Raw genomic sequence first — 25,175 nt, 5'->3', positions numbered from 1 at the left:
GCCGCGTCGACGACATCATGCTCGTCTCCGGCCACAACATCTCCACCACCGAGGTCGAGTCGGCCCTGGTCTCCTACCCGTCGGTCGCCGAGGCCGCGGTCGTCGGCGCCAAGGACGAGACCACCGGGCAGCGCATCGTCGCCTTCGTCATCCTGCGGGCCGGCGAGGAGGAGACCGAGGAGCTGGACGCGGCGCTGAAGGCGCACGTGTCCAAGGAGATCGGCCCGATCGCCAAGCCCAAGCAGATCCAGATCGTGGCGGAGCTGCCGAAGACCCGCTCCGGCAAGATCATGCGCCGGCTGCTGAAGGACGTCGCCGAGGACCGCGCGGTCGGCGACACCACCACCCTGGCCGACTCCACGGTCATGGACCTGATCAAGGCGAAGCTGCCGCACGCCAACGAGGACTGATCCCCGGGATCCGCACTCCGCACGGCACCGACCGCCGGGCGCGCCGACCATCAGGTCCGCGCGCCCGGCGGTTCCGCTTTCGGTAGCCTGAACAGCTCAGGCGCGCCGGGAAGTCTGGTCGGCATGGGTAGTGGTCCCCTGATCACCACCCGTCCGCCGTCGACCGCACGAGACCCTTCGAGGACGCCCCGATGACGCCCCCGGCCCGGCCCGCCGCCCCGCTGCGCGTCTTCGCGCGGCTGAGGCGCATCGAGCGACGGCACGTGGCGGCCGTGCTCCGGACCGAGACCGTCGGCGGCGCGCTGCTGATCGTCTTCGCGCTCATCGGTCTCGTGTGGGCGAACTCCCCTTGGAGCGATTCCTACGAGACGGTCAAGACCACGGTCGTCGGGCCGCATCTGTGGCATCTGGACCTGTCGCTGGCGGACTGGGCCGCCGACTTCCTGCTCGCGTTCTTCTTCCTGGTGGCGGGCATCGAACTCAAGCACGAACTGCAGGTCGGCGAGCTGTCCGATCCGCGGGCCGCGGTGCTGCCGGTGGTGTCGGCGCTGTGCGGCATGGTCGCGCCGATCGCGGTGTACCTGGCGGTCAGCGCCGGCCACGAGCACGCGTCCAGCGGCTGGGCGGTGCCCACCGCGACCGACATCGCGTTCGCGCTGGCGGTGCTGGCCGTCGCCGGGCAGCACCTGCCCTCGGCCCTGCGCGCTTTCCTGCTCACGTTGGCGGTGGTCGACGACCTCGGCGCGATCATCATCATCGCGATCGTCTACACCGCCAAGATCGACGTCGTCGCGCTCCTCATCGCGGTGCTGCTGCTGGTCGCCTTCTACGCGCTGCAGCGGATGCGAATCACGAGCCTGTGGCTGAACCTCCCGCTGGGCCTGGCCATCTGGGTCGCGGTGCACGCGAGCGGCGTCCACGCGACCGTCGCCGGCGTGACCATCGGCTTGATGCTGCGCGGTCTCCGCGATCCTCAGGAGAAGTACTCGCCGGCCGAGCACGTGCAGTGGTGGCTCCAGCCCTTCTCCGCCGGGTTCTGCGTCCCGGTCTTCGCGGTCCTGTCCGCAGGGGTGACCATCGGAGGCGACACGTTCGGCGCGCTGTTCACCGATCGGATCCCGCTGGCGATCGCCGCCGGACTGTTCGTCGGGAAGAGCGTCGGCGTGTTCGGCGGCGCGTATCTGACCGCGAGGTTCACCCGTGCCGAACTCTCCGACGAGCTGCGCTGGAGCGACATCGCCGCGGTGGCCACACTGACCGGCGTCGGGTTCACCGTCTCACTGCTGATCGCCGAGCTCGCCTTCGACGATGCGCCGGACCTCCTGAACCTCGCTAAGGGCGGCGTGCTGGAGGGCTCACTCGCGTCCTCGATAGTGGCAGTGTTCCTTCTGCGCAGAAGAAACCGCTTCTATAACCAGCTGTGCAGTGAAGAGGCGTCGGACGAGTCTGGGGAAGAATAGGGCGGCGTCCCCTCCGCACTGGCCGCGGAGGGGACGCTTAATACGGTTCGCTCCAGGGCGATCCGTGTCAGTCCGACAGGCGCGCTTCCGCGTAAGCGGCCATCGCGGCGGCCTGGTACTCGGCGAGCCCTTCGGCGATCTTCGTGTAGTTCACCTTGAAACGCTCGTCGTCGACGTACATCCGCCCCAGGCACGTGTAGGCCGTGCGGTTAGGCGTCCACCAGTGGCAGATGCCCAGCCAGTGCTGGTGGACCTCGTCCTGCACCGCCGGGTCGTCGACCGGCGTGCCCGCGGCCATGAACTCGGCCATGCGGATCATCGCCGCGGTCGCCTCCCGCTGCCAGCGCTCGATGTCCTCGTCGGTCATCGCCTCGCGCTTGCGCTGCGCCTTCTCGAACTCCTCGGGCCAGCGCTCGCGCGCCTCGTCGTCGTACTGCGAGGAGTCGAACCCCTCGAAGAGGTTCTCCGGTCGATTGATCTTGACGGCCACCTCCGGCCTCCCTTCCAGCTCGGTGATGGTCCGCGCCACGGTCTCGGCCACCCGGGCCAGGCGGTCGCGCTCCACGATCAGGCGCCCGTACTGCCGACGCAGGGCCGCGATCATGTCCGGCTCGGAGTCGATCGCGCTGGCGATGTCCGCCAGTGCCATGCCCAGCTCGCGCAGGACGAGGATCTGCTGCAGGCGCAGCAGCTGTGACTCCTCGTAGTAGCGGTAGCCGTTCGCCCCGACATAGTCGGGCTTGAGGAGCCCGATGTCGTCGTAGTGGCGCAGGGTCCGGGCGGTTACCCCGGACATCCTCGCCACCTGCGCGATCGACCAGCTCATGACGTTTCCCATCAGTGTGCGGCCGGCTTGTCCGACCGCTCCCTCGACGGTAGAAGCTTCCGTAACGTCAAGGTCAACCCGGAATCGTCCGGGCGAACAGGAGCGGCCTCAGCGGCGGCCCAGGATCAGGTCGAAGGCTTCGGCGGTGTACTCGATGACCTGGTCGGGCTGCGGGTCCCCGGCGGCGGGCAGCGGCCGGCCGTGATGGAGCCAGGCGGTGTGCAGTCCTGCTCCGTTGCCGCCGGCGATGTCCGCGGCCAGCGAGTCGCCGACCATCCAGCCGCCTTCCAGCGGCGCTCCGGCGCGGTCCGAGGCCAGCTCGAAGATCTTCGCCTCGGGCTTCCAGGTGCCCTCGACATCCGAGACACAGACCACGTCGACATAGGCACGGAGGCCCACGGCGTCGATCTTGGCGTTCTGGAAGTCGCCGAAGCCGTTGGTGACGATGCCGATCCGCCAGCCGGCGTCGCGCAGCGCCTCCAGGCCGTCCGTCACGCCCGGGTACGGCGCCAGCAGCTCGACCATCCGGCCGCGGTAGGCGTGCATCAGCTCGGCCGGGTCCGCGGGCAGCGCGAAGTAGTCGACCAGGCCCCGGAACGTGTCGTCCGGGGAACCGGTCCAGAACACGTGCTCCTTCTCCAGGAAACCGCGCGCGTCACCGCCGGCGCCGTGGGCCGCCACCACTTCCCCGATCCAGGCGATGAACGCGTCCTTGGAGGAGATCAGAGTGTCGTCCAGGTCGAAGAGCGCGAGACGGGGCATGGCTCCGAGATTAACTGATCGTTCCGACAGCCAACGGAACGTAGGGTTACGGCTGGTGGCGGAGGGGCTGCTCGGCCTGCTGGGACGAGGGCGGCCGCCGTCCGGGTCACACCGCGCTCAGCAGCAGGCCCGAGGTGGGCACGCCGGTGCCGGCGGTGACCAGCACGTTGCGCACGTCAGAGACCTGGTTGACGGCCGTGCCACGGGCCTGGCGGACCGCCTCGGCGATGCCGTTCATGCCATGGATATACGCCTCGCCGAGCTGACCTCCATGAGTGTTCAGCGGAAGGCGGCCTCCGAGGTGGATGGCGCCATCCTTGATGAAGTCGCGAGCCTCTCCTCGACCGCAGAAGCCGAACTCCTCCAGCTGTGTGAGGACGAACGGCGTGAAGTGGTCGTAGATGACGGCGGTCTGGACGTCTTCCGGGCGGAGCCCGGACTGCCCCCACAACTGCCGTGCGACAGTGCCCATCTCTGGAAGGCCGGTGATGTCGTCGCGGTAGTAGCTGGTCATCATGTGCTGGTCGTGTGACGAACCCTGTGCAGCGCCGGCGATCAGGACTTCCTTCGCGGGGAGGCCCCGGGCGCGCTCCGCAGAGACGACCACCAGCGCCACTCCTCCGTCGGACTCCTGGCAACAGTCCAGGAGCCGCACCGGGTCCGCGATCATCTTCGAGTTCTGGTGGTCTTCCAAGGTGATCGGCCGCTTGTAGAACCACGCCGCCGGGTTGGTGGCCGCATGGGCGCGCGCCGCCACCGCGACACGCCCGAAGTCCTCCGAAGTGGCGCCGTACTTGTGCATGTAACGGCGAGCCGCCATGGCGACCCATGCCGCCGGGGTGATGAGTCCGTACGGCGCGTAGTAGCCGAAGTGCTGGGCCATCGGAGACTCCCCGCGCATCTGCACGGCGGCATCGCCGGAGCCGAACCTACGGCCGGAGCGCTCGTTGAAGGCGCGGTAGCAGACCACGACGTCCGCCAAGCCTGCGGTGACCGCTGCCGCCGCGTGCGCGACCGTGGCGCAAGCAGCGCCGCCGCCGTAGTCGACGAGCGAGAAATAGCGGAGCTCCCGGACGCCGAGACCGCGGCCGACCATGATCGACGGACTGGAGTCCATGGAGAACGTGACCAGGCCGTCGACGTCATGCGGCGCGATGCCGGCGTCGTCCAAGGCGGCCTTGCACGCTTCCAGGCACAACTGGAGTTCGCTGCGGCCGGACTCCTTGGAGAACTCCGTGGCGCCGATGCCGACGATCGCCGCCTTGCCGGACAGGGACGCGCTCACTCCCCGACACCTTTCAGGGTCACAGTTCCGGTGACGTGGTCTCCGAGCCGGTTGGCGCCCCGGACGGCGACCTCCACCGTGCCGTCCTCCTCGGTGCGCGTCACGGCACCGGTGAGGGTCATCGTGTCGCCGGGGTAGTTCGGCACGCCGAGCCGGATCGCGATCTTGAGGATGCGGGCCCGGGGACCGGCCCAGTCGGTGACATACCGGCCGACATAGCCGTTGGTGGTCAGGATGTTCATGAAGATGTCGGGAGACCCCTTCTCGCGGGCCGCGGGCACGTCGTGGTGCACGTCCTGGTAATCCCGCGAGGCGATGGCACCGGAGACGATCCGGGTCGGGGTGATCGGGACGACAAGATCTGGCAACGTCTCCCCGACCTTCGGCAGCGTGGTCATGCGTCCTCCTCGATGGGATACGTCGCGATCAGTTCTCCGAGATCGCCGGACCAGGCTTCGGCAGATCCTCCATAGAGCTCCCAGTAGCGGGCCCATGCGTGGTACCTGTGCAGCGGATAGGTGACGTCTACGCCGAAACCGCCGTGCAGGTGTTGGGCCGAACCCACGACCCGGCGTGCACCGTCGGCGGCCCAGATCTTGGCCGTCGCGACCGCGTAGCGGACCCGGGGTGAGCGGTGATCGCTCTCCGCGAGCGCTATGGCGGCGTCCCACAGCGCGGCTTGCATAGCGCGGGAGTCGATATAGCGGTCCGCGGCACGTAGGGCGACGCCTTGGAAGGTGGCGAGCGGGTGCCCGAACTGGACGCGGCCGCTGACATACTCGGACGTCATCGCGAGGGCGCGCGCCGCGATGCCACACAGCATGGCCGAGGAGAAGACGGCGGCGAGGGTGCGGGCAAGGTCGGCGGCGTCGCAGATCTCCATGACCTCGGCATCGATGAACTCCAGGACGCCCAGAGGTTCGCCGGTGGTCGTCACCTGGTCGCCGATCCGAGCGGTGGACAAGGAGACCAGAGCGAGGACTTCGTGACCGTCCTCCCTGACTGCGGGCACCAGGGCGACGTCCGCACTCAGTGGATATGGCACCAGCTGCGTGATGCCGTTGAGTCGCCGGCCGGTCAGGCGCAGGGGACTGGCGATGGTGGACGGGTGGTCGGCGAGCGCCGCGGTGATGACGAGTTCGCCGGTCATCACCCCTGGGAGGTTCTTCTCATCGATGACCGAGACCGCCACGAAGGTCTCCACCAGGGGAACCCGCGCGAGCGCCGCTCCGGCTTCGGTCAGGAGCCGCACCATTCCTGCGATGCCGGTTCCGCCACCGCCCACGCTCTCGGGGAGGACGGCTGCCAGCAGTCCGGTGTCGGCAAGCGTGCGCCACAGGCGGCGGTCATGTTCGTCGGAGACCGCTTCATTGGAATAGGCAGGGCTGCGGGTGGCCTCTATGTCGAGGTCCTTGAAGACCTCTACGGAGAGGTCGCTGACAGCTTCCAGGGCTTCGTTCATCGGCTGTTCCAGAACCGTCATGAGTCTGCCTCCGGTCCAGCGAACACGAGACCGTCCTCGAAGACGAGACGTAGGGGCATCTCTATACGCAGTTCTTCGGACGAGATGCCGCGGGTACCACAGACGATGCGTGGATGCTCGTCGCTGTCCTCGACCTCCAGGTCTATGAGGACGACCGCATAAGGACCTTCCTCCCACGGCGGCAGCGGGTGGTGACAGACGGTGTAGCTATGCAGGACGGCGCGACCGGTGGCGGAAACCGTGGTCCAGTCCAGAGACTGGCAGTCTGGGCACATCGGAGAAGGCGGGTGCCGCAGGGATCCACAGACTGTGCACTTCTGGATGAGGACGCTTCCCTTGGCGACGCCTTCCCAGTAGTAGGCGTTGTCCCGGCCGGTCAGCGGTTGAGGTCGCGTCATGATGCCTGCCCTGTGTCTTGCTCCTGCGCGGGTTTGAACCACAGGGTCCGGAACGACATCTCGCCGACGAGCTCGCCGTGCTGGTCCCGGTACTCGGTGATCGATGTGAGGAAGTAGCCCTCCCCGAGCGCGGTCTTCTTGAGCGTCGACACGGAGTCCAGGTGCGTGACCGCGTACAGGTGGTCCCCGAGGGTCAGGTAGCGGTGATAGGTCTGCTCGCAGTTCGTCGCGACCACGGCGCGGTAGCCGGCCTCGACGAGTTCGGCCTGCGCCCGCGTCGTGCCGTCCCGGAACCCGCGCATCCGCAGCCCCGGCATGGTCCACGCCTGTAGGGAAGCCGGCGGCGCGACGACGTCCGGATGGCCGGCGTCACGCGCTGCCTCGGCGTCGGTGTAGATCGGCAGCTCGTCGCCCATCGCGTCGCACCAATGCCGGATCATCGGCTGGTTCACCGGGTCCCAGGCCGGGACGGGGTCGGACGGGGGATCGGCCAGGTGCGCGGACACTTTCTCGTACAGCGGATCGGTCTCCACAGCTCTCCCTATCTGCGCACTCGGGGCATCGCCAGCCCGGTCATCGCGATGATCTCCCGCTGGATCTCGTTGGCCCCGCCGCCGAAGGTGTTGGTGACGGCGTAGCGATAAAGGAATTCCAGGTCGCCCGCCAGCAGCGCGCCGGGGGAGCCGAGCTTGAGGATCCCTCCGGCACCCAGCACCTGCAGCAGTTCTGCGAGCGCCTCTATATGCGTTTCCGTGCCGTGCACCTTCGCGGCGGACGCGTCAGCGGGGGACAGGTGACCCCCGGTCTGGTCCTTCTGCAGTGCGGCGACCATCTGACCGTTGAGGAGCCGCAGACCACTGATCCGGATGTAGGCGCGCGCCAGGGTCGCCTTCACCCACGGCAGGTCGATGACACGCTTGCCGTCCGCGGCCGGAGTCTCGGCGGCCCAGCGCTGGACGTTCGCGAACGACCGGATCACGCCCTGGGCGACCGCGGCCAGCGCCACGCGCTCGTGGTTCAGCTGCGTGGTGATCAGTTTCCAGCCCTCGTTCTCGGCTCCGATCCGCATCGTCACCGGGACGCGCACGTCGCGGTAGTAGGTGGCGGTCGTGTAATGCGAGGCGATGGTGTGGATCTTGGTGGCCTCGAAGCCGGGGGAGCGGGTGTCGACCAGCAGGATCGTGATGCCCTTGTGCTTCGGGGCGTCCGGGGCTGTGCGGCAGGCCAGCCAGACGTACTCGGCCGAGTCGCCGTGCGTGGTGAAGATCTTCTGGCCGTTGACGATGTAGGCGTCGCCGTCCTCGGTGCGCACCGCGCGGGTGGCGAGGCTCGCCAGGTCGGTGCCGGCGCCGGGTTCGGAGTAGCCGGCGGCGACGTCGATCTCGCCGGACAGGATGCCCGGCAGGATCAGGTCCTTCTGCTCCTGCGAGCCGAAGCGCATGAGCGTCGGCCCGACGGTGTTCAGGGCGACCAGCGGCAGCGGGCATCCGGCGCGCGCCGCCTCGTCGAAGAAGACGAACTGCTCTACCGGGGTCAGCCCGCGGCCGCCGTACTCCTTCGGCCAGCCGACGCCGAGCCAGCCGTCCGCGCCGAGCTTCAGGTGCAGGGTGCGGGCCGTGGCGGTGGAGGTGTCCGGCAGGCGCAGATCGCGGCGGACGTCCTCGGTGACGAGGCTCGCGAAATAGGCGCGCAGCTCGGCCCGCAGGGCGCGCTGGGCCGGGGTGTAGGCCAGGTGTTCCGGTGGGCGCATGCGGTGGTGTCTCCCGAGGTCGGCGTTGATCGGGACGATCTGAGCACTCGTCAGATTAGAACACGTTCTATCTCTTGGAAACAGGGCTTAGGGTGGCGGTCATGGACCCCGCGGACCCGGCCGGCGAGCCCTTCGACGCGATCGTGCTCGCCGGCGGCGACGCCCGGCGGCTCGGCGGCGTGGACAAACCCGGCCTCGACGTCGGGGGAATCAGCCTGCTGGACCGGGTGGTGGCGGCTTGCGCGGGCGCGCGGACGATCACCGTGGTGGGCCCGGCGCGCGCCGTACGGCACCCGGTGGAGTTCACCCGCGAGGACCCGCCCGGCGGCGGGCCGGTGCCGGCGCTGGCCGCCGGAATGGAAATCGGCTCCTCGGAAGTGGTCGCCGTCTTCGCCGCCGATCTGCCATTCCTCGACGCGGCGGCCGTCGAGTTGTTGCGCCGGTCATTGACCGCCGACGCGGTTGTCTTCACCGACGTCCACGGCAAAGACCAACCCCTGGCCGCGGTATATCGGCGCCGCGCTTTGGCGGAGGCATTGGCCGCGGTCCCGGAACTTCCGGGCGCCCGGCTGTTCTCGATTCTCCGGACGCTCACCGTCACGAGGGTGCCGGACCCGGGCGGCGTCACCGCGGACTGCGACACCTGGGACGCGTTACACGCCGCTCGCGCGCTGCTCGCGACACGGCCCGCCGCACCGACGAAGATGGACGGCATGGACGATGACAAGCTGCTCGCCGACTGGTGCGCCGCCGCCGCGGCCGAGCTCGGCCTGGCCAGCCACGAACTCTCCCCGGAAGACCTGAACGCGATCCTGGGGCTGGCCGGCGTGGCCGCGCACAGCGTCAAGCGGCCCGCCGCCCCGCTGACCACGTTCCTGGCCGGATACGCGGTCGGCCTGCGCAGCTCGGCCGGCGGTGGACGCGGGGCCCTCGACGGGCCGATCGCGAAGCTCAGTGCCCTGGCTCAGGCGTGGGGACAGAACGGGGGTCAAGCAGCACGAGGACACGGTGCGACCGGGTCCGCCGGTGCCGGCGCGGGCCGCTCGGCGGCAGCCGGTGCGGGCGGGTCCGGCGGGCCGGAAACCGGTTCCACCCCGGCGGATTCGGCGAGTGTCGCCGGCTCGGTCGCCGAGCGCGCCGCCGGATCCGGGCCGACCCGCGCCACCCCACCCGGCGGGACCGCGAGGGGCGGCTCGGCGGCCGGTTCCACGGAGGCCGAGTCCGCCGACGCCGAGTCCGCCGCCGGCGACGCTTCGAGATCCGCCGGCCAGTGAGCACGACCTCCTGGCCGGAAGCCCGCCGCATCGCCTCCGGCTCCGCGATCCCCCTGCCGCTGACCCGCGTCCCGCTGGCTCAGGCCCACGGCATGGTCCTCGGCGAGTCGCTGTCCGCGCTGGTGGATCTGCCGCCGTTCGCGACGTCCGCCATGGACGGCTGGGCCGTCGCCGGTCCCGGGCCGTGGAAGATCACCGGTCAGGTGCTCGCCGGGCAGCAGCCGACGCGGATCGGCGACGGCGAGGCGGTCGAGATCGCGACCGGCGCCCGCGTCCCGTCCGGCGCGGAGGCCGTCCTGCGGCGTGAGCGCGGGTTCGTCGACGAGCACGACCGGCTCCACGTCGGCGACGGCGAGGACACGCCCGGCCCGGCCGCCGTTCCCCCGGCGCGTCAGCGCATGTACGGCTCCCCTCCGGGAACCGTCGCCACCCGCACCCCGCGCGGTTCCGAACTCGGCCTGCCGATAGGCACCGACATCCGGCCGCAGGGCCAGGAGTCGCGGCGCGGCGAGACTCTGCTGTCGGCCGGCACCCGGATCACCCCGGCGGTGCTCGGGCTGGCCGCCGCGGCGGGGTACGACGACCTGCCGGTGCACGAGCGCCCGCGGGTGACGCTGCTGGTCATCGGCGACGAGCTGGCGGAGTCCGGACTGCCGGACGGCTCACGGGTGCGCGACGCCCTCGGCCCGATGTTCACCGCCTGGCTGGACGCGCTCGGCGTCGAGACCACCGTGGCCCGGGTCGCGGACGACGCCGGGCAGTTGCTGGCCGCGGTCGCCTCCTCCCCGGCCGATCTGGTGATCACCACCGGCGGGACGGCGCGCGGGCCGGTGGACCACGTGCACGGCGTGCTGGCCGAACTCGGGGCCGGGCTGCTGGTCGACGGGGTCGCGGTGCGGCCCGGGCATCCGATGCTGCTGGCCCAGCACGGCGGCACCCGGCACCACCGCCGCTTCGTCGCCGGGCTGCCCGGCAATCCGCTGGCCGCCGTGGCCGGTTTCGTCACCCTGGTGCGGCCGTTGCTGCGCCGGCTGTCCGGACTGGACGGCCCCGTCGGCGCCCTCGGCGCCGCGTCACACTTCCTCCCGCTCGGGGATGCCGTGCGCACCCATCCGACCGACACTCGACTCGTGCCCGTCTCCTTCGCCGACGCCTGCGCGGTACCGCTGCGCTTCACCGGGCCGGCGATGCTGCGCGGGCTGGCGCTGGCCGACGGGCTGGCGGTCGTGCCGCCCGGAGGAGGGGTGGTCGCCCTCGGCGCCGGGCAGCGGGTGGAGGTGCTGGCGGTCTGAACGAGGACGTCACGTACGCCGCGCCGTTCCGCCCGGCGATCGTACTGCCGCGCGCGGTCCCGGGCCCGCTGGTGGCCGTGCTCAAGCGCGTGCTGCTGGCGGTGGCGATCCTGGTGCTCTCGGCGGTGATCGTCCACGTGGGACGGGACGGCTACCGGGACTCCTCGGGACGCCCGGTGACCTGGCTCACGGCGTTCTACTACGCCACCGTGACCCTGTCGACCACCGGCTACGGCGACGTGGTACCGGTCAGCGACTCGGCCCGGCTGGTCAACACCCTGGTGGTCACGCCGCTGCGTGTCCTGTTCCTGCTGGTCCTGGTCGGCACCACGCTGGAAGTGCTCACCGAGCGCACCCGCACGGAGTGGCGGCAGGAGAGGTGGAGGTCGAAGGTGCGGGATCACACCGTGGTGGTCGGCTACGGCACCAAGGGCAGTTCCGCTGTCCAGACCCTGTTGAAGAACGGCTTCGACCCGGCCGCGATCGTCGTGGTCGACACCGACCCGGTCCGGATCGCCGAGGCCAACCGCCGCGGCCTGGTCGGCATCGTCGGCGACGGCAGCCGCAGCGAGGTGCTGGAGCGGGCCGAGATCCGCAAGGCGCGGCACGTCGTGATCAGCGCGCAGCGGGACGACACCGCGGTGCTGACCACGCTGACCGTGCGGCGCCTGACCCGGCGGGCCACGGTCGTGGCCTCGGTCCGGGAGGCCGGCAACGCCCCGCTGCTCCAGGAGGGCGGCGCCACCTCGGTCGTGACCAGCTCCGACACCGCCGGCCGACTGCTCGGCGTGGCCACTCTCAGCCCGAAGGTCGGTCAGGTGGTCCAGGACCTGCTGTCCTACGGCGACGGGCTGGAGCTGGTGGAGCGCCCGGCCGATGCCCGGGACGTGGGCAAGGAGCCCCGGGCGGTCGCGGAGCCGGTGCTGGCGGTCATCCGCGGCTCGCGGACCATGCGCTTCGACGACCCGGCGGTCGAGACGATCAAGCAGACCGACCGGCTGGTCGTGGTCCATTCGGTGCCCGACCGGGCTGCCGGCCCCAGGTCGCGGCCGCACTGACTCCGCGCCGGACGGCCATCGGACCCGCGCCGGACCCGCGCCGGATCCGCGCCGGATCCGCGCTGAACCGGCGCTCGACGCGCTCTGGGAATCCGGAGGAGCCTCGGGCCCCGCCGGGGATCAAGCCCGCCCCGGGCTCAGGCGCGGCCCGGACGCGGCCGCCGGCGACCGCGGGTCCCCAGCCACCAGATCGTCCCCGCCACGGCCAGCGCGAGGCCCAGGGCCGTCCCGGACACCGCGGGCTTGGCCGCCAGCTCGCCGACCCGGGAGCGCAGCGCCACCGGCTTGTCGAAGACCAGCACCGGCCAGTCCCGGGCGGCCGCCTCCTTGCGCAGGGCGCGATCCGGGTTGACGGCGTACGGGTGGCCGACGGCCTCCAGCATCGGGACGTCGGTGGCCGAGTCGCTGTAGGCGAAGGACCGGCTCAGGTCGTAGCCGCGCTCGGCGGCCAGCTCCAGGATCGCCTTGGCCTTGTTCTCGGCGTAGGCGTAGAACTCGATCTCGCCGCTGTAGCGGCCCTCGTCGTCCACCGCCATCCGCGTGCCGATGGCCAGGTCCGCGCCGAGCATCTCGGCGATCGGCTCGACCACCTCCGAGCCGGAGGTGGAGACGATCACCACGTCCCGCCCGGCCGCCTTGTGCTCGGCGATCAGCGCCGCGGCCTCGGAGTAGATCAACGGGTCGATCAGCTCGTGCAGGGTCTCGGCGACGATCTCCTTGACCTGCCCGACGTCCCACCCGGTGGCCATCGCCGACAGGAACTGGCGCATCCGCTCCATCTGGTCGTGGTCGGCGCCGCCGGCCAGATAGACGAACTGCGCGTAAGCGGTCCGCAGGACCGCGCGCCGGTTGATCAGGCCGCCGTTGTAGAACGAGCGGCCGAACGCCAGAGTCGAGGACTTGGCGATGATCGTCTTGTCCAGGTCGAAGAACGCGGCCGGGCGGCCCGCGCCATCCGCACGTGCGTCCGCATGCTCATCCACACAGTCGAGGATAGCGTTGCGTTTAGCGACTAGGTCGAGCGCGCCGGAGATGCGAGCTCGGTGACGGCTTTGAAGCGCAGTTGCGCCCGGTCGCGGCGTCGCTCTTCACGCATTCGGCGTAATGGATCGGCCCGGGGTTTGCATTCTGCGAGCGTCGGGTACACCATGGAAGTCACGGATCGTTCGCGACCGTGCTACCACGGCCCGGCTCCTCCCCCCCGAGCCTGGTCGTGGAGAAGACCCCCGCTCTCCCCCCCGGCGGGGGTCTTCACTTTTCCCCGTGGTTCTCCACGTCACAGGCCCGCCCCGTCCGGCCTCGGGTGGTCCGCCGCACCCGATCCTCCTGTTGTACTGACAACCGGCGTCTTGTCGTGCCCCGGGACTTGTCTCCCGTCCCTTCGGACACATCCTTCGCCACAAGTCCCCGACGTGTCCTTCGGAGCGGCCTTCAGCACAGTTCCGACAACCGATGTCCGCCATATCACAGTGCCTTCGTTTGTCCTTCCTGAGAAATCCACAAGTTCGCACACGTACTAAGACCTCGCATCCAATAACCGCGTGCGCTCTAGGCCGAACGAGGGATAGCAGTTATCCCCACCCCGGGTTTATCCACAAGTGCTTCCGGCAGTCCTGGCCGGAACCGTGATGCCTGCCCGACCGTGGAACGGCGGCCCGCCCGACAGCCGGCGGACCCCGAACCCACGGAGGCGCCATGCGAGAACTCACACGGCAGCCCGCGGCCGGAAGGCCAGGTCACGCGGGCCATGGAGGCCACTCCGGCCCTGCGGGCCACACCGGTCGTACGGGCCACGCCGGTCACCCGGGCCGGACCGGGCGACCCGGCCCCGCCGAGTCCGCCGTGCCCCTCGACCCGGCCTTCCTGGGCCCGCCGCCCGCCGATCCGGACCCGGCCACGGCCCCGCCGCTGGTCGTGACCTCGGATCCGGCCCTCGTCCGGGCGCTGGCCCGGATCGCCGCCGAGGCCGGTGTGCGGATCGAGGTGGTGCCGCACCCCGGCGCCGCCCGCCGCCGCTGGGCCGCCGCCCCTCTGGTGCTGGTCGGGGCCGACCAGGCCGGAGCCGTGGCCCGGGCCGGTCTGCCGCACCGGCCCGAGGTGGCGCTGGTCGGCCGCGATCTGGACGACGCCACCGTCTGGCGGCGCGGGACCGCCGTGGGCGCCGCGTACGTGCTGATCCTGCCGGACTGCGCCCGCTGGCTGGCCGGAATGCTCGCCGAGGCGGACAGCCCGCGCGGCGAGCCCGGGGCGCTGGTGGCGGTGCTGTCCGGCCGCGGCGGGGCCGGGGGTTCGACGCTGGCAGCCGCACTGGCCTTGGCCGGCACCCGCCGCGGCCTGCGGGCCACCCTGGTCGACCTGGACCCGGCCGGCGGCGGCATCGACCTGCTGTTCGGCCTGGAGACCGAGCCGGGCCCGCGCTGGTCGGAGCTGGCCCGGTGGCGCGACGGCCGGCTCTGCGGCCGGTCGCTGCGCGAGGCGCTGCCGACCTACGCCGCCCGCTCCCGGCACGGCCTGGCCGCCGGCCTGGGCTTCACCGAGGAGGGCGCGGACCGGCTGCCGGTGCTGGCCTGGCCCCGCGCCGACCGCACCGCGGCCTCCGCGCCGGCCGCCGACCCGACCGCCGGTCCGTCGGCCGATCCGGCCGGATGGCCCACGGCTCATCCCTCCGGTATCGCCGACCTCTGGTACGACAGCGGAACTCCCGCCGACCCCGAGAAAGTGGATCCGTGGCTCGGGATGGAGACAGGACATCCGTTCGAATCCGCCGATCGCGACGAAGCCGGGAATCCCTTGTATGGCACGGGATCACCGGCCGCGGACGACGAACTCCGGTGCGGAGGCACCGCGGCGATGTCCGGGGAAACGCAGCGACCGGACTCCGACGATTCGCCCATCGACGCCGATCCGTCACGAGAATCGTTTTCCCGGTCCGGCGTCATCCCGCTTTACCAGGGTTCTGATTCTCAGCCCGGCGCGGACCTGGCGCACGGCCGCGGACCCGCCGCCGGACCGTCGGCGGACCGTCCCCTCCCGACGGCCGGCCTGCCGGTCCTCACCTGGCCCCGCACCCGGACCGACCTCGCGTTGCCGGCCGTCGGCGCCGAACCGGTGCGCGCCGTCCTCGGCGCCCTGGCCCAGGCCGGGGACCTGGTCGTGGTGGACCTGCCGCGGACCCTGGACGAGGCGGCGACCGAGGCGCTGGCCCTGGCCACCACGGCGCTGATCGTGGTACCCGCCGAGGTGCGAGCCTCGGCGGCGGCCTCGCAGCTGGCGGCCGCCGTGCGGTTGGTCACGCCGGACCTGCGGGTCGTGGTGCGGCTGCCGGCGCCGGGCGGTCTGGAGCCGCTGGACATAACGGATGTCATGGGCGGCCTGCCGCTGGCCGGGGTGATCGGGCCCGATCGACGACTGTCGGCCGCCGCCGAGCACGGCGAGCCGCCCGGGTCCAGCGCCCGCGGCAGCGTGTCGGCCTTCTGCCGCGCCTTCCTGGACGATCTGTTCGGCGCTCCGGCCGGCCGGCGCGGGGCCGAGTCCCGGGCGGCGGCATGAGCGCGCCACCCGGGTCGCCGGCCCCCGGAGCCTCGCCGCCGCCGTTGCCGGCACTGCCGTCCGGGCCCGCCCGGGTGGCCCGGGCGACCGACCGAGTGCGGCTGAGCGCGGCCCTCATCGACCGGGTCCGCAACCGGTTGGCCACTCCGCCGGTGCGGATCGACACCCAGGCCATCCTCGCCGCGCTGCGGGCCGAGGGCTGCATGCTCGACGGCCGCGACCTGCGCGCGGCCGCGTACCAGGTCCGCTCCGAACTCACCGGGGCCGGCGTGCTGGACCGCTACCTGGCCGATCCGGAGGTCACCGACATCCTGGTCAACGGTCCGGACGCGGTCTGGGTCGAGCGGTCCGGGACGTTGAGCCGCGCCGAGGTGCGGTTCCCGGACGAGACCGCCGTGCGGCGGCTGGCGCAGCGGCTGGCCGCGCACGCCGGACGCCGGCTCGACGACGCCGCGCCCTACGTCGACGGCGTCCTCCCCGACGGGGCGCGCCTGCACGCGGTACTGCCCCCGGTGGCGGTACGCGGCACGCTCATCTCGCTGCGGGTGCCGCCCCGCCGGGCGTTCACCCTCGAACGCCTGACGGCGGGCGGCATGACCACCGAGCAGGGCGCCCGCGTACTGCGCGCGGTCGCGACCGCACGGCTGTCGTACCTGGTCACCGGAGGCACCGGAAGCGGCAAGACCACCCTGCTGGGAGCGCTCCTGGGCGTGGTCCCGCCCGGTGAGCGGATCGTGGTGGCCGAGGAGTGCGCGGAGGTGGTGGTCGACCACCCGCATGTGGCGCGGCTGCAATGCCGCCTGGCCAACCAGGAGAACCGCGGTACGGTGACCCTGCGGACGCTGGTGCGGCAGGCCCTGCGGATGCGGCCGGACCGGGTCGTCGTCGGCGAGGTGCGCGGCCCGGAAGTGCTGGAGTTGCTGGCGGCGATGAACACCGGCCACGACGGCTGCGCGGCCACGGTGCACGCCAACGGCGTCGAGGACGTGGTCGCCCGGATCGAGGCGCTGGCCGCCCCGGCCGGACTGGAACGCGGAGCGCTGCACGCCCAGCTGGCGTCGGCGGTGCAGGTGGTCGTCCATCTCGTGCGGGACCGAGGACGGCGGCGCCTGGCGTCGATCGGCGTCGTCGACCGGTCCTTCCACGAGACCGCGGTGCTGCCCGCCGTGACCTTCGACAGCGCGGGACGGACCGCCTTCGGGCCCGGTGCCGACCGGCTGAATCGCTTGCTGGGCATGGACGTCCGCGAGTCGGCGGACGCCGCGCAGCGGCCCCTGGGGCTCGATCTGGAAGGCGGTCTGGAGAAGCTCGACGGCTGGCAGGAGGCCTTGGCGGTCGCCGACCGGCTGCTTCCGGTGCTCGCCGACGCACCGCCCGACGGCCGCCCGGACGCTGACGAGCCGTTCGTCGCCGACTACGGTCCCCCGGCCGCCCGCGAAGGAGGCCGGAGATGAACTCCATGCTGGCGGGGATTCTGGCCGCCTCGGCGGTGCTGGTCTTCCCCGGCCGCGGTGCGCGACGGCGGCTGGAGACCGCGGTCTGGGGCCGGCCGCGCGGTCCTCGGTGGCGGGTGCGCTGGGCCGGAGCCTGGCCGACCGCGTTGTCCGCGGTCGCCCTCGGGATTCTCAGCTCGCTGCTCGCCCGGTCGGTGGTGCTCGCGGTGCTGGTGCCGTTCGGAGCCTGGCGGGCGTACCGGGCCTGGACGGCCCGCCATGAGCGATCGGCGGTCGAGCGGAGGCGTGCGGAGATCATCGAGCTCTGCGTCACACTGTGCTCGGAGTTGCGCGCCGGTCGCGAGGCCCGGGAGGCGTTGCGGGAGGCCGCCGCGAGCGCGTGCCCGGATCTGGGCGTGTATCTCGCCGGACCGCTGAGCACCGGGGGCGATGTCGTCCAGGTGCTCCGCGACGCGGCGGGCACCCCGGGCCGGGAGGCGCTGGCCGCCGTGGCGGCGTGCTGGCAGGTCGCCGACGGCGGCGCCGGCATGGTGGCCGCGGTCGGGGAACTCGCGGACGGGCTGCGCGCCGAGCGGACGCAGCGCCGGGAGTTGGAGGCGGAGCTCGCCGGCGTGCGCTCGTCGGCGCGGTTGCTGGCCCTGCTGCCGTCGCTGGGCCTCGTCATCGGGTCCGGTATGGGCCTCGCGCCGATACCCATGCTGCTGCACACCGGCATCGGGCAGGGATGCCTGGTACTGGGCATCGTGTTCGTGCTCGGCGGCGTGATGTGGATGGACCGGATCGCGCAATCCGCGGAGGCGCTGTCATGACGGCGCTCGGCGTCGCGTTCACCGGGGTCGCGGCCGGGGTGTCCGCAGGGTTGTCTGTCCTCTGCTGGCCCCGACGGCCTCATCGGCAGGCGCGGCAACGGTTGGCGCGGTTGACTCCGCGCGCCGAGGAGACCGCGACGGGACGCGCCGAGCTCATCAGACGTCTGCGACGCAACCCGTGGACCACGGCTCGCCGTTCCCGTCAGCTGGCCGAAGCCTCGGCCCGCATCTGCCCCGAGGCCGCCGAGCTCCTCGCCGCGTGCTTGGCAGCGGGGGCCGAACCGCTGCGCGCCGCCGAGGTGGTGGCGAGCGCCATCCGCCCCACGGGAAGCCTGGTCACGTATGCCGAACAGGCGGCCTTCGACTTGTCCGCCCGCTTCCAGGAGGTCGCGCATCTGCTCCGGCTCGGCGGCAACCCGATCACCAGTTGGCGTCCGGTCGCCGCCGAACCCGGGCTGCGCCCCGTCGCCGAGGCCATCGGCCGCGCGGGCTTGTCCGGCGCCCCACCGGTGACCGCGATCCGCGCCTGCGCCCAGGACCTGCGCCGGGAACGCCACGCCGCCAGCACCGCCGCCGCCCGCCGCGCCGGAGTCCGCGGCGTAGCCCCCCTCGCCGGCTGCTTCCTGCCCGCCTTCGTCCTGATCGGGATCATCCCGATCGCCCTCGGACTGGCCCACCGTCTGCTCCCCTGACCCGGAAAGGGAAAACTATGCGCAATACCCTGAAACGCCTCCGCCGCGACGACGGCATGTCAACCGCCGTTATCGCGGCACTCGGCGTGTCCCCCGCAGGTCGTGTCGGTTTGGAAACATCAGAAGATGGCTGAGGCGAGTTGCCCTGCGACAGACTCCTGTGTCTCTAAACAACACCCATTGAGGATACCAGGTGTGAGCCAAATCACATGTCGTGCTTACGTCTACATCAGGACCTTGACGCTGGTGGCGCGGCCTTGGCGAGGAGACGTAGTAGGAGATCCGCGAGCAAGACAACCTCGGCAGCCTCCGTCGGGTCCGTAAAGTCGACGCGTCGATGACTCGCCGGGTTCTTGAACAAACCGATCGCACCCTTGTAGAGCTCCATCAGCGCGACAGCCTCCCCGCCATCGGCGGCAGGGTCCGAAAGCGGACCGCCGGTGTCGGTCGGGGACTTCGGGGGCCTGAACGCTCGTTGCATGAGGGCGGTGCCAACAAGGCTGTTTTCCAGACCGGCAGCAGTGCGGACCGCGACCTCGACTTCCTTCATAGCAAGGAGTGCGGCGGCCTCGAAGTCTCCTCGCAGGAACTGCGGCCGGGCCTTCGCCTCAAGCTCAGCAACCATCTGGACATTGAGACGCTCAACGGCTCGGATCCAGGGCAGTCCACGGTCAAGTGCCGCTTCCCCCTGGCGACTGATCACGAACATACCGGGGGTTGATGATTGTTCGACGTCCCAGGCGATCAACCCTCGGTTCTGCAACCAGGCCCAGGCCTCCGACAGAGCCTGAGCAGCGTCGGGTCGTGTGGGGTAGCCGCGGTTCCGCGCTCCCAAGAGCCAGTTCTGCCAGTTCCGTTCCCCGGCTGCACGGGCACTTTTGAGAACCCGTAGCGCAAGGTCGTCCAAAGGCAACGAAACGACGTCGTCGGCTTCGAGGCCCATGTCTTGGAACGGCATGAAGGTCTTCCTGTCGATAGTCGCGGCGGTCGTCACAGACCTGGTCGTCAACGCCTGGCCGTACGAGGTTGTCTGATGTGACCCGGTCGTGCCAGAAGCGTAGAGCAATCAAGTAGTCGCCCATGGTGGATCCCGTCTGCCCGTATGGACGCTGACTATCAGCTCGCTCGTCAGGTGCGGGATCTAGGCTGTCAGGACGTCGCACTCCTCAATCCAGCGGGCCAAGACGCTGAGCGCGACAAGATACTCGAAGGCCTTCTCCTCGCTCCATGACCCCCCGTGCTCGTGGACCGCCGGGTTGCGCATCCCAGCGAAGCAGGCGAAGGCATAGGGCCGCAGAGCGTTGTTGCGGCTCTTGACCGTCTTGTTGTTCGGGTCACCAGGCAGCCGCAGGTGTTTCTCCCCAGGTTTCGGCTTCTCGGTGAAGGCCTGGTTCATGAGGTCGGCGTCAGCGATGTCATCACGCTCGATCAGCGTCTGGGTGTGGGCGTTGATGGAGTTGGCTGCGACGTCGACAGCCTTCTGGAAGTGCTTGCTCTCCCAGAAGGTCTTTGCCGCGTCCCAGACCCAGGGGTGGAGCAGGTTGGCCCGGAGCACCGGGGTGTCGGGAGCGAGGCGGACGGCCCACTCCTGCTGGTCCTCGACCAGTCCGATCGCTCGCTGGATGTTGGCCTGGTGGAGGCGGGCCTCACCAGGGACCGGCGGCTGGTCACTGCCCCACGACCCTTGATAGTCGCGCTCGTAGGCGTTCAGATCGGGATCGAGGGCCTTCATGATCTGGCGGACCGTCGGCTCGCGGCGGCTCATCTCGCCGGCGGTCTTGGAGGACTCCTCGTGAGGGGTGTCACTGAGATGCTCGTAGTGGTACTCGTTGTCGTAGCGGACGAGAAGCTCTAGGTAGTCCTCGAGCTTCTCCCGCATCCAGGCGCGATCCATGCAGTCACATTAGGTGACCGTCCGGTGTCCGTCGTTCGGTTTTAGAGGAGCCAGCGGGCCTGCCGCCTTCTGGAGCTGGAGGGACGGCTCCGAAAGCACGCCCCGGCAGCTAGCGGCGGCCGCGCTTCAGCCAGATCGCCAGCAGGCCGAAGAAGCCAAGGACCAAGGACACGACCATCTTCGCGCGCGGCATCGGCGCCCAGACGACCGCGGCCAAAACCGCCAGTGCGATGACGCCGGCCAGGAGCATCAAGACCATCGTGACGTCGATGGTGCGAGACGAGGGAGAATGGTTCTTGGAGGAGGTCGACTTCGCCATGGAGTGGAGTCCCTTCTTGGCGTCGGCCAGTCCATCAACGACTGGACATCTGAGCTGGGCTGGCCGACGCGAATCTGTAGTCGACGAAGCGGTCTCGCCTCGTTCTCTACCAGTCTGGAACCCCCGCAGAAGCGTTTGTCGCCCATGGGCTCTGGCACGCCTAGGTGTGCCAGAGCCCTGCCATGCCTTGCCATCGCATGCCCCTGATTGCCGTATCGTGTTGCAGTGTGCCAAGTCTGGCCATGATTGGATGGGGGGACCATGGCCGCGGTCCTGCGGTTGCCCAGCTATGAAGCGCTTCCTGGTGGAGCCCACCGCATCTTCATCCTGGAGCTGTTCCGTCTCTATCGCCTCGCCGGTCGGCCGCCACTGCGCGAGATCGAGGAGAAGGTCCTCGAAATGGTCGAGGAGACCGATCTGACGGTCTCCCGCGAGACGATCCGCCGGACGCTCCAAGCCAAGACCATTCCGCGCTGGGCGTCCGTCGAGGCGATGCTGGTGGCCCTGGCATCAATAGCCAAGATCAACCCTGACGAGAAGGCCCCGGACATCGATCGAGATGACGAGCTGTTCGGCACCTATCGGGAGCGGCTGAACCAGGCATGGAACGATGCGATCGACTACCGACCCGAGCCGCTTCCTCCGGTGCTGGCTAATCCCTGGACATCGTCTGACCCGTGGCAGCCTTCAGAGGAGCCGCCCTTCTAACCACCCGCTCGGGGCGGCTGAATTCGCGCCTGTGGGGATTGCTCGAGGTGATTGGCGAAACCGTGGTGGTTCGGTTCGCCCTGCCAAACGCTACTCCTCGATTCCGGCCTTGTGCTCGGCGGGCCATTCGGACGTAGTCTCGAGACCGCTCACGATCGGCCGACAGGCCGCGGAGCTGAAGGCCTCCGCCGAGCGCCTGGCGGTCCCCCGAAAGCGCGTGGCCCATGCCGCTTCGGTTGGTACGCCCGGGGCCGCGCGGTGCGCTGCCTGAGCAGGTCGCTGTTGTCCGACCGACCGAATCCGGATCTGCGAGGCCTCGGCCGTCGGCATTCCAGACGGAAGCGGGTATCCGGCCGCGCCGTTCTCGGCGCCGCTGTCGGCGATGGCACGACAGGCCCAGCCGATGGCCGCCACGAAGGTTCCTCCGCGCCCGTGGGGCACAGCTGCTGCCGGGCAAGACAGGCCGGCGTCTCTATGAAGGATGCTGAATGCCGGACTGCGGTAACTAAAATAGACGAGCGGCGTATCCCGGCCGGCTGCAGACTGCTGAGTGCCAGCCGGGGTACGCGGCCGGTGCTAGGGCAGGCCGAGCTTACGCTTGGCCTCGCTGGTCAGGACAGCCTGCAGGATCGGAGTACCGGTGCGGATCAGGCCAGGGACGGTCCGCCTGACCCGCTCGACAATCTTGATCTGGTCGTGCTCACCGACACCGGGATCCCGCAGCCGGTCCAAATCCGCGCTGATCCGTCGCAGCTCCTCCGACGTAGCCGACTGCTTCTTCAGCAGAGTCTGCAGTCGCCCTACGAGGGCCTCGCGGCCGGCCCAGGGGTGCGGGGCGCCACATTCATCGCAAAACTCCGGAGGTGTGTAGACTTCGCCCGCGACGGCCGCGCCCCAGCCGATCCCACGGATTCTAATGCCGCACTGCTGGCAGTTCGCCAGGATGTCCTCCCCGCACTGTCCGCAGCGCCCGAGATCCCCGCTCGGCCGAGAGGTCCGCAACGCGTCCTGGGGATGCCCGTTGCTACAGACCGTCGCAGCACGATAGCTGCAGCGAGGCGTCCAGTCCGGCGAATTCTGAGGCCAAAACGGCGGGTCATCGACCTCGGTGGTGCCCTCAGCGAGGATTTTCGACATGATGGTGGTGCCGCCTTTCCATGGGATGGGTGGATTGCCGCCGGTTCCCGCAGGTAGCCTCTGACCGCGTCTTGCGGGGCCGGCGCTCTTACTTGATCAATCGCGCGTATGCGGCTCGCGAGCCTCCAGTGCCGCCAGCCGCCGCTCGATCGCGGCCAGACGATCATCTGGGGATGGCTGGTCCGAGGTCGAGTCGCGGCGGCAACTACACCTGGCCCCATCCCGCCCCGGCGGGTTGGCGCTGGTGTTCAAGAGCCTTCTGCGGGCTGCGGCCTGCAGAGGTGTCTCTTGGGTCCAGGGTTCGGCGTGCAGGCGGCTAAGCCAGTCAGCGTAGAGTGCGTAGGATCCGCGCCAGGTGTCAGTGCAAGAACATGTAAGGTACTTGATGGCAGTCCGGTAGCCGTTGAACTTGGTCCTATCGGCCAGTAGCGACACGAGCTGATTCTGCAGGGCCGAAGAGCTTTCGGACTCCGAGGAGGCCAAGCAGGTCGGGAAGAGCCAGTTCTCGGGGTCTTTGTACTGCTCCCGGACGGCGTCGTGGTGATCGCCAGACTTCGGAACCGTATTGTCACCACCAGCACCTTCGGGCTGATCAACATCCTCCCAGACGAGCTCGGGCGGCAGGTCCGCAGGAGCCTCGGTCTCGACCGTGTCGGTCGGCGATACGGAGGTGTGCCGCGACAGTGAGCCCACCATGGTCTGCAGGCCCATCTTCACCTCCCGCAGCTCCACGAGTTCCTTGACGGCGGACCAGGTGCGTTCCAGACCGAGACGAGGCATGGCGACGGTGGAGTCAGCGGCAGGGCCGTGAGCCGCCTCGTTCCGCGCTGCGACGGCGCCGGCAAAGCGGGTGTGAGCGCTGGACTTGGTGATGCCCATGACTTTGCCGATCACATCCCAAGGGGTTCCGCTGACGCGCTCGGCGACCGCGGCCTGCTCGACAGCCGCCTTCGCCAGTTCCTGCAAGCGCAGAGCTTCACGCAGCAGGTCGCCAGGCTCAGCGTGAGGAGCGGGAACACCGGTGGCAGCGTCCGCGGCATGACCGGTGGGAGCGGTGGTCGAGTTCGGCATGCGAGACAGACTCCTTCCAAACGCGAGTCCCTGTCAAATCGAATCTTGGGTTTGAGTTATTCAAATCATGAGCCTGATACTCCACCACCTCGCTGCGTCGTGCGGCGGACCCAGCGGCCGGTATTGGCGAAGTGTTGAGTTCGGGTCTTATGCTCCGAACATGCGGTTTCTGGAGCTGGCAACTCAACGGCGCCGTGGGGTCGTCGGGGGTCAGGTGACGCCACGACAGCTGAAAGAGGTCACTTGTCGGTCGTCTCAACCGGCAGCCGCGTGTCCCATGTTGCGTCGAACCATGCGAGAAAGTCCTTTACGGAGCCGACTTTGCTGATCCGCTCATGAATTGCACGCTGGTCATGGCCGGGTAGGAAGTCTCCGCGGTTGATGGCCTGGCCGCAGCCGCAGTTGCACACTCGGTTGTCGAGCACGGAGTCGAAGTACGTGATCGGGTTCTGCTGAGCACCGTTCGGGGCCGGCTTGCCGACGTAGAGGTCGTAGACCGGGTGCCCCGGTTCGAGCGGTCGACCGGTGAAGGCTCGCCGTCCACCTGAACAGGGGACGATGCCGTCGATCTCGATGGCCATCCGGATCACCGTGTCGCCACTGACTACCGCATAGCGCTCCCGCTCAACTCGTCGTCCCGACATCGACCAGACTCCGCGCGCGACATTGAACAGTTCCTCGCGGCTCATGTCTTCAGCCCAGCCAACTCGGGACCGCTTCAGATCGTCCCTTAGCGGATCGACTGACCTCTGCTTGCCCAGCGTGATCTGGATCATCCCGCCCCTACCTATAGACCTCGTTCTACCGGAGACTATCAACCCTGATGAGCCAGCGTGATTCTCGCAGGGTCGGCATTCCCCGTCAAGAAGGGGTCTGATGGTTGATTGGCGTCACCCAGGCCCAGCAATGACAGGCGTGATGAAAGCGCAGCTCAGGCACGGCTAGATCAGACGTCTGGCACTCTCCTCTGGCACGGACGCGGGTGCTTGACAACACGAAGGACCAGTACCAGAGCGCAGCGATCGTGGCGTAGAGGCCATGCTCACCCAGCCTTGACGCTGAAGCGCTGGCAGGATGCGCTCCGTTCGCCACGGCGGCCAGCCCATCGCCTTGCCCACCTCGTTCCAGCATGGCCCCACTCCACGTTCGGCGATGTAGGCGTCGATCCATGCCGCCACTTCTGGACCCGGATCGTCACGAAGCAGTCGGCGGTCCTCAACGGCCTGCACGGCAGCAAGCCGGTTAGCAATTGCCTCCGGAGTCGGTGTTCCACCGTTGGCCAGCACGTGCCGCCAGGCCCTGTCCTCTGGTCGCGCTCCGGTGAAGTCATGTGGGACCAGTCGTGCGAGCTGCAACAGTGCCGGTCGGTCGGTCGGTAGCCGGAACATCTTCGAATGCACGTACGCCACTCGGAATTGCCGCCGTGTGACTTCGCTGTCCCAGCCGTCGTCGCCTTCCGTCCACTTGTGCCGCTTGCCCTTCATGACCGACCGCCCCGGCGACCAGTCGACGTCGCCGTCCATCCGGAAATCCGCGGAAGAGAT

The 25,175-nt window shown here is 69.8% G+C and carries 26 protein-coding genes; 10 read left to right on the top strand and 16 right to left on the bottom strand.

Features of this window, described 5'->3' with window-relative positions; translation table 11 throughout:
- On the top strand, positions 1-410 hold a 410-nt coding region (locus ABD466_RS07360; protein ID WP_425558570.1), incomplete at its 5' end, for an AMP-binding enzyme.
- Positions 411-601: 191 nt separating this feature from the next.
- Positions 602-1,870 carry a Na+/H+ antiporter NhaA gene (nhaA, locus tag ABD466_RS07355; protein WP_344656178.1) on the top strand — a complete coding sequence of 423 codons (1,269 nt, stop codon included), beginning with the start codon at positions 602-604 and terminating at the stop codon, positions 1,868-1,870.
- Positions 1,871-1,937: 67 nt separating this feature from the next.
- On the opposite strand, the gene ABD466_RS07350 is transcribed toward nhaA, so the two are convergent.
- The 8 genes from ABD466_RS07350 to ABD466_RS07315 form a co-directional block, all read right to left on the bottom strand.
- Positions 1,938-2,696, bottom strand: coding sequence for a MerR family transcriptional regulator (locus ABD466_RS07350; protein WP_344656177.1), 759 nt, complete (start codon positions 2,694-2,696; stop codon positions 1,938-1,940).
- A 108-nt stretch (positions 2,697-2,804) separates the two neighbouring features.
- A complete protein-coding gene (locus ABD466_RS07345) occupies positions 2,805-3,458 on the bottom strand; it encodes an HAD family hydrolase (RefSeq protein WP_344656176.1) in 654 nt (217 codons plus the stop codon).
- Positions 3,459-3,564: 106 nt separating this feature from the next.
- Positions 3,565-4,743, bottom strand: a complete 1,179-nt coding sequence (locus tag ABD466_RS07340) for a lipid-transfer protein (RefSeq protein WP_344656175.1) — start codon at positions 4,741-4,743, stop codon at positions 3,565-3,567.
- On the bottom strand, positions 4,740-5,141 hold the full coding sequence (locus tag ABD466_RS07335; protein ID WP_344656174.1) for a MaoC family dehydratase: 402 nt from the start codon (positions 5,139-5,141) through the stop codon (positions 4,740-4,742). Before ABD466_RS07335 ends, ABD466_RS07340 begins: the two co-directional genes overlap by 4 nt.
- Complete coding sequence (locus ABD466_RS07330) at positions 5,138-6,226, bottom strand: acyl-CoA dehydrogenase family protein (protein ID WP_344656173.1); 1,089 nt, start codon at positions 6,224-6,226, stop codon at positions 5,138-5,140. The genes ABD466_RS07335 and ABD466_RS07330 overlap by 4 nt, the downstream gene beginning before the upstream one ends.
- Positions 6,223-6,624, bottom strand: a complete 402-nt coding sequence (locus ABD466_RS07325; RefSeq protein WP_344656172.1) for a Zn-ribbon domain-containing OB-fold protein — start codon at positions 6,622-6,624, stop codon at positions 6,223-6,225. The genes ABD466_RS07330 and ABD466_RS07325 overlap by 4 nt, the downstream gene beginning before the upstream one ends.
- Positions 6,621-7,157, bottom strand: a complete 537-nt coding sequence (locus ABD466_RS07320; protein WP_344656171.1) for an FAS1-like dehydratase domain-containing protein — start codon at positions 7,155-7,157, stop codon at positions 6,621-6,623. Before ABD466_RS07320 ends, ABD466_RS07325 begins: the two co-directional genes overlap by 4 nt.
- 8 nt (positions 7,158-7,165) lie before the next feature.
- Positions 7,166-8,374, bottom strand: coding sequence for an acyl-CoA dehydrogenase family protein (locus ABD466_RS07315; RefSeq protein WP_344656170.1), 1,209 nt, complete (start codon positions 8,372-8,374; stop codon positions 7,166-7,168).
- Positions 8,375-8,475: 101 nt separating this feature from the next.
- Here ABD466_RS07315 and ABD466_RS07310 point away from each other — a divergent pair, with 101 nt between their 5' ends.
- The 3 genes from ABD466_RS07310 to ABD466_RS07300 all read left to right on the top strand — a co-directional run bounded on the left by ABD466_RS07310 (position 8,476) and on the right by ABD466_RS07300 (position 11,998).
- The gene (locus ABD466_RS07310) at positions 8,476-9,648 is read left to right on the top strand and encodes an NTP transferase domain-containing protein (protein ID WP_344656169.1); all 1,173 of its coding nucleotides are present in this window, start codon (positions 8,476-8,478) and stop codon (positions 9,646-9,648) included.
- Positions 9,645-10,940, top strand: coding sequence for a molybdopterin molybdotransferase MoeA (locus ABD466_RS07305; RefSeq protein WP_344656168.1), 1,296 nt, complete (start codon positions 9,645-9,647; stop codon positions 10,938-10,940). The genes ABD466_RS07310 and ABD466_RS07305 overlap by 4 nt, the downstream gene beginning before the upstream one ends.
- Before the next feature lie 77 nt (positions 10,941-11,017).
- The gene (locus ABD466_RS07300; protein ID WP_344656167.1) at positions 11,018-11,998 is read left to right on the top strand and encodes a potassium channel family protein; all 981 of its coding nucleotides are present in this window, start codon (positions 11,018-11,020) and stop codon (positions 11,996-11,998) included.
- Positions 11,999-12,135: 137 nt separating this feature from the next.
- Here ABD466_RS07300 and ABD466_RS07295 read toward each other — a convergent pair whose 3' ends face one another.
- The gene (locus ABD466_RS07295; protein WP_344656166.1) at positions 12,136-12,981 is read right to left on the bottom strand and encodes an HAD family hydrolase; all 846 of its coding nucleotides are present in this window, start codon (positions 12,979-12,981) and stop codon (positions 12,136-12,138) included.
- Positions 12,982-13,840: 859 nt separating this feature from the next.
- On the opposite strand from ABD466_RS07295, the gene ssd reads away from it, so the two are divergent.
- The 4 genes from ssd to ABD466_RS07275 are packed head-to-tail and all read left to right on the top strand — an operon-like array spanning position 13,841 to position 18,502.
- On the top strand, positions 13,841-15,547 hold the full coding sequence (gene ssd / locus ABD466_RS07290; RefSeq protein WP_344656165.1) for a septum site-determining protein Ssd: 1,707 nt from the start codon (positions 13,841-13,843) through the stop codon (positions 15,545-15,547).
- A complete protein-coding gene (locus ABD466_RS07285) occupies positions 15,544-17,001 on the top strand; it encodes a TadA family conjugal transfer-associated ATPase (protein ID WP_344656164.1) in 1,458 nt (485 codons plus the stop codon). Before ssd ends, ABD466_RS07285 begins: the two co-directional genes overlap by 4 nt.
- Entirely contained in the window at positions 16,998-17,810 is an 813-nt protein-coding gene (locus ABD466_RS07280; protein ID WP_344656163.1) for a type II secretion system F family protein, read from the top strand. The genes ABD466_RS07285 and ABD466_RS07280 overlap by 4 nt, the downstream gene beginning before the upstream one ends.
- A complete protein-coding gene (locus ABD466_RS07275; protein ID WP_344656162.1) occupies positions 17,807-18,502 on the top strand; it encodes a type II secretion system F family protein in 696 nt (231 codons plus the stop codon). Before ABD466_RS07280 ends, ABD466_RS07275 begins: the two co-directional genes overlap by 4 nt.
- Positions 18,503-18,731: 229 nt before the next feature.
- Here ABD466_RS07275 and ABD466_RS07270 read toward each other — a convergent pair whose 3' ends face one another.
- The 3 genes from ABD466_RS07270 to ABD466_RS07260 all read right to left on the bottom strand — a co-directional run bounded on the left by ABD466_RS07270 (position 18,732) and on the right by ABD466_RS07260 (position 20,715).
- Entirely contained in the window at positions 18,732-19,496 is a 765-nt protein-coding gene (locus ABD466_RS07270) for a TIGR02391 family protein (protein WP_344656161.1), read from the bottom strand.
- Positions 19,497-19,643: 147 nt separating this feature from the next.
- Entirely contained in the window at positions 19,644-20,381 is a 738-nt protein-coding gene (locus ABD466_RS07265; protein ID WP_344656160.1) for a TIGR02391 family protein, read from the bottom strand.
- Positions 20,382-20,505: 124 nt separating this feature from the next.
- Positions 20,506-20,715 carry a hypothetical protein gene (locus ABD466_RS07260; protein WP_344656159.1) on the bottom strand — a complete coding sequence of 70 codons (210 nt, stop codon included), beginning with the start codon at positions 20,713-20,715 and terminating at the stop codon, positions 20,506-20,508.
- A 261-nt stretch (positions 20,716-20,976) separates the two neighbouring features.
- Between ABD466_RS07260 and ABD466_RS07255 the strand changes: the two genes are divergently transcribed.
- Positions 20,977-21,423 (top strand): hypothetical protein, encoded by a 447-nt coding sequence (locus ABD466_RS07255; RefSeq protein WP_344656158.1) that lies wholly within the window; start codon positions 20,977-20,979, stop codon positions 21,421-21,423.
- Between the two features lie 576 nt (positions 21,424-21,999).
- Here the strand turns inward: ABD466_RS07255 and ABD466_RS07250 are convergent.
- The 4 genes from ABD466_RS07250 to ABD466_RS07235 form a co-directional block, all read right to left on the bottom strand.
- Entirely contained in the window at positions 22,000-22,560 is a 561-nt protein-coding gene (locus ABD466_RS07250; protein ID WP_344656157.1) for a DUF2321 domain-containing protein, read from the bottom strand.
- 96 nt (positions 22,561-22,656) lie between these two features.
- On the bottom strand, positions 22,657-23,631 hold the full coding sequence (locus ABD466_RS07245) for a hypothetical protein (protein WP_344656156.1): 975 nt from the start codon (positions 23,629-23,631) through the stop codon (positions 22,657-22,659).
- Positions 23,632-23,870: 239 nt separating this feature from the next.
- Positions 23,871-24,407 carry a hypothetical protein gene (locus tag ABD466_RS07240; protein ID WP_344656155.1) on the bottom strand — a complete coding sequence of 179 codons (537 nt, stop codon included), beginning with the start codon at positions 24,405-24,407 and terminating at the stop codon, positions 23,871-23,873.
- 165 nt (positions 24,408-24,572) lie between these two features.
- Positions 24,573-25,154, bottom strand: a complete 582-nt coding sequence (locus ABD466_RS07235; RefSeq protein ID WP_344656154.1) for a hypothetical protein — start codon at positions 25,152-25,154, stop codon at positions 24,573-24,575.
- Between the last annotated feature and the right edge of the window lie 21 nt (positions 25,155-25,175).

It is taken from the genome of Catenulispora subtropica, assembly GCF_039531675.1.
In the GTDB taxonomy this organism is placed as follows: Bacteria; Actinomycetota; Actinomycetes; order Streptomycetales; family Catenulisporaceae; genus Catenulispora; species Catenulispora subtropica.
This window is presented reverse-complemented; position numbering and strand designations above follow the sequence as displayed.

Excerpts from the sequence above, each read along its gene's own strand:
- nhaA (WP_344656178.1), top strand. The coding sequence starts at position 602 with ATGACGCCCCCGGCCCGGCCCGCCGCCCCGCTGCGCGTCTTCGCGCGG.
- ABD466_RS07350 (WP_344656177.1), bottom strand. The coding sequence starts at position 2,696 with ATGAGCTGGTCGATCGCGCAGGTGGCGAGGATGTCCGGGGTAACCGCC.
- ABD466_RS07345 (WP_344656176.1), bottom strand. The coding sequence starts at position 3,458 with ATGCCCCGTCTCGCGCTCTTCGACCTGGACGACACTCTGATCTCCTCC.
- ABD466_RS07335 (WP_344656174.1), bottom strand. The coding sequence starts at position 5,141 with ATGACCACGCTGCCGAAGGTCGGGGAGACGTTGCCAGATCTTGTCGTC.
- ABD466_RS07330 (WP_344656173.1), bottom strand. The coding sequence starts at position 6,226 with ATGACGGTTCTGGAACAGCCGATGAACGAAGCCCTGGAAGCTGTCAGC.
- ABD466_RS07325 (WP_344656172.1), bottom strand. The coding sequence starts at position 6,624 with ATGACGCGACCTCAACCGCTGACCGGCCGGGACAACGCCTACTACTGG.
- ABD466_RS07315 (WP_344656170.1), bottom strand. The coding sequence starts at position 8,374 with ATGCGCCCACCGGAACACCTGGCCTACACCCCGGCCCAGCGCGCCCTG.
- ABD466_RS07310 (WP_344656169.1), top strand. The coding sequence starts at position 8,476 with ATGGACCCCGCGGACCCGGCCGGCGAGCCCTTCGACGCGATCGTGCTC.
- ABD466_RS07285 (WP_344656164.1), top strand. The coding sequence starts at position 15,544 with ATGAGCGCGCCACCCGGGTCGCCGGCCCCCGGAGCCTCGCCGCCGCCG.
- ABD466_RS07280 (WP_344656163.1), top strand. The coding sequence starts at position 16,998 with ATGAACTCCATGCTGGCGGGGATTCTGGCCGCCTCGGCGGTGCTGGTC.
- ABD466_RS07275 (WP_344656162.1), top strand. The coding sequence starts at position 17,807 with ATGACGGCGCTCGGCGTCGCGTTCACCGGGGTCGCGGCCGGGGTGTCC.
- ABD466_RS07265 (WP_344656160.1), bottom strand. The coding sequence starts at position 20,381 with ATGCGGGAGAAGCTCGAGGACTACCTAGAGCTTCTCGTCCGCTACGAC.
- ABD466_RS07260 (WP_344656159.1), bottom strand. The coding sequence starts at position 20,715 with ATGGCGAAGTCGACCTCCTCCAAGAACCATTCTCCCTCGTCTCGCACC.
- ABD466_RS07255 (WP_344656158.1), top strand. The coding sequence starts at position 20,977 with ATGGCCGCGGTCCTGCGGTTGCCCAGCTATGAAGCGCTTCCTGGTGGA.
- ABD466_RS07250 (WP_344656157.1), bottom strand. The coding sequence starts at position 22,560 with ATGTCGAAAATCCTCGCTGAGGGCACCACCGAGGTCGATGACCCGCCG.
- ABD466_RS07245 (WP_344656156.1), bottom strand. The coding sequence starts at position 23,631 with ATGCCGAACTCGACCACCGCTCCCACCGGTCATGCCGCGGACGCTGCC.
- ABD466_RS07240 (WP_344656155.1), bottom strand. The coding sequence starts at position 24,407 with ATGATCCAGATCACGCTGGGCAAGCAGAGGTCAGTCGATCCGCTAAGG.
- ABD466_RS07235 (WP_344656154.1), bottom strand. The coding sequence starts at position 25,154 with ATGGACGGCGACGTCGACTGGTCGCCGGGGCGGTCGGTCATGAAGGGC.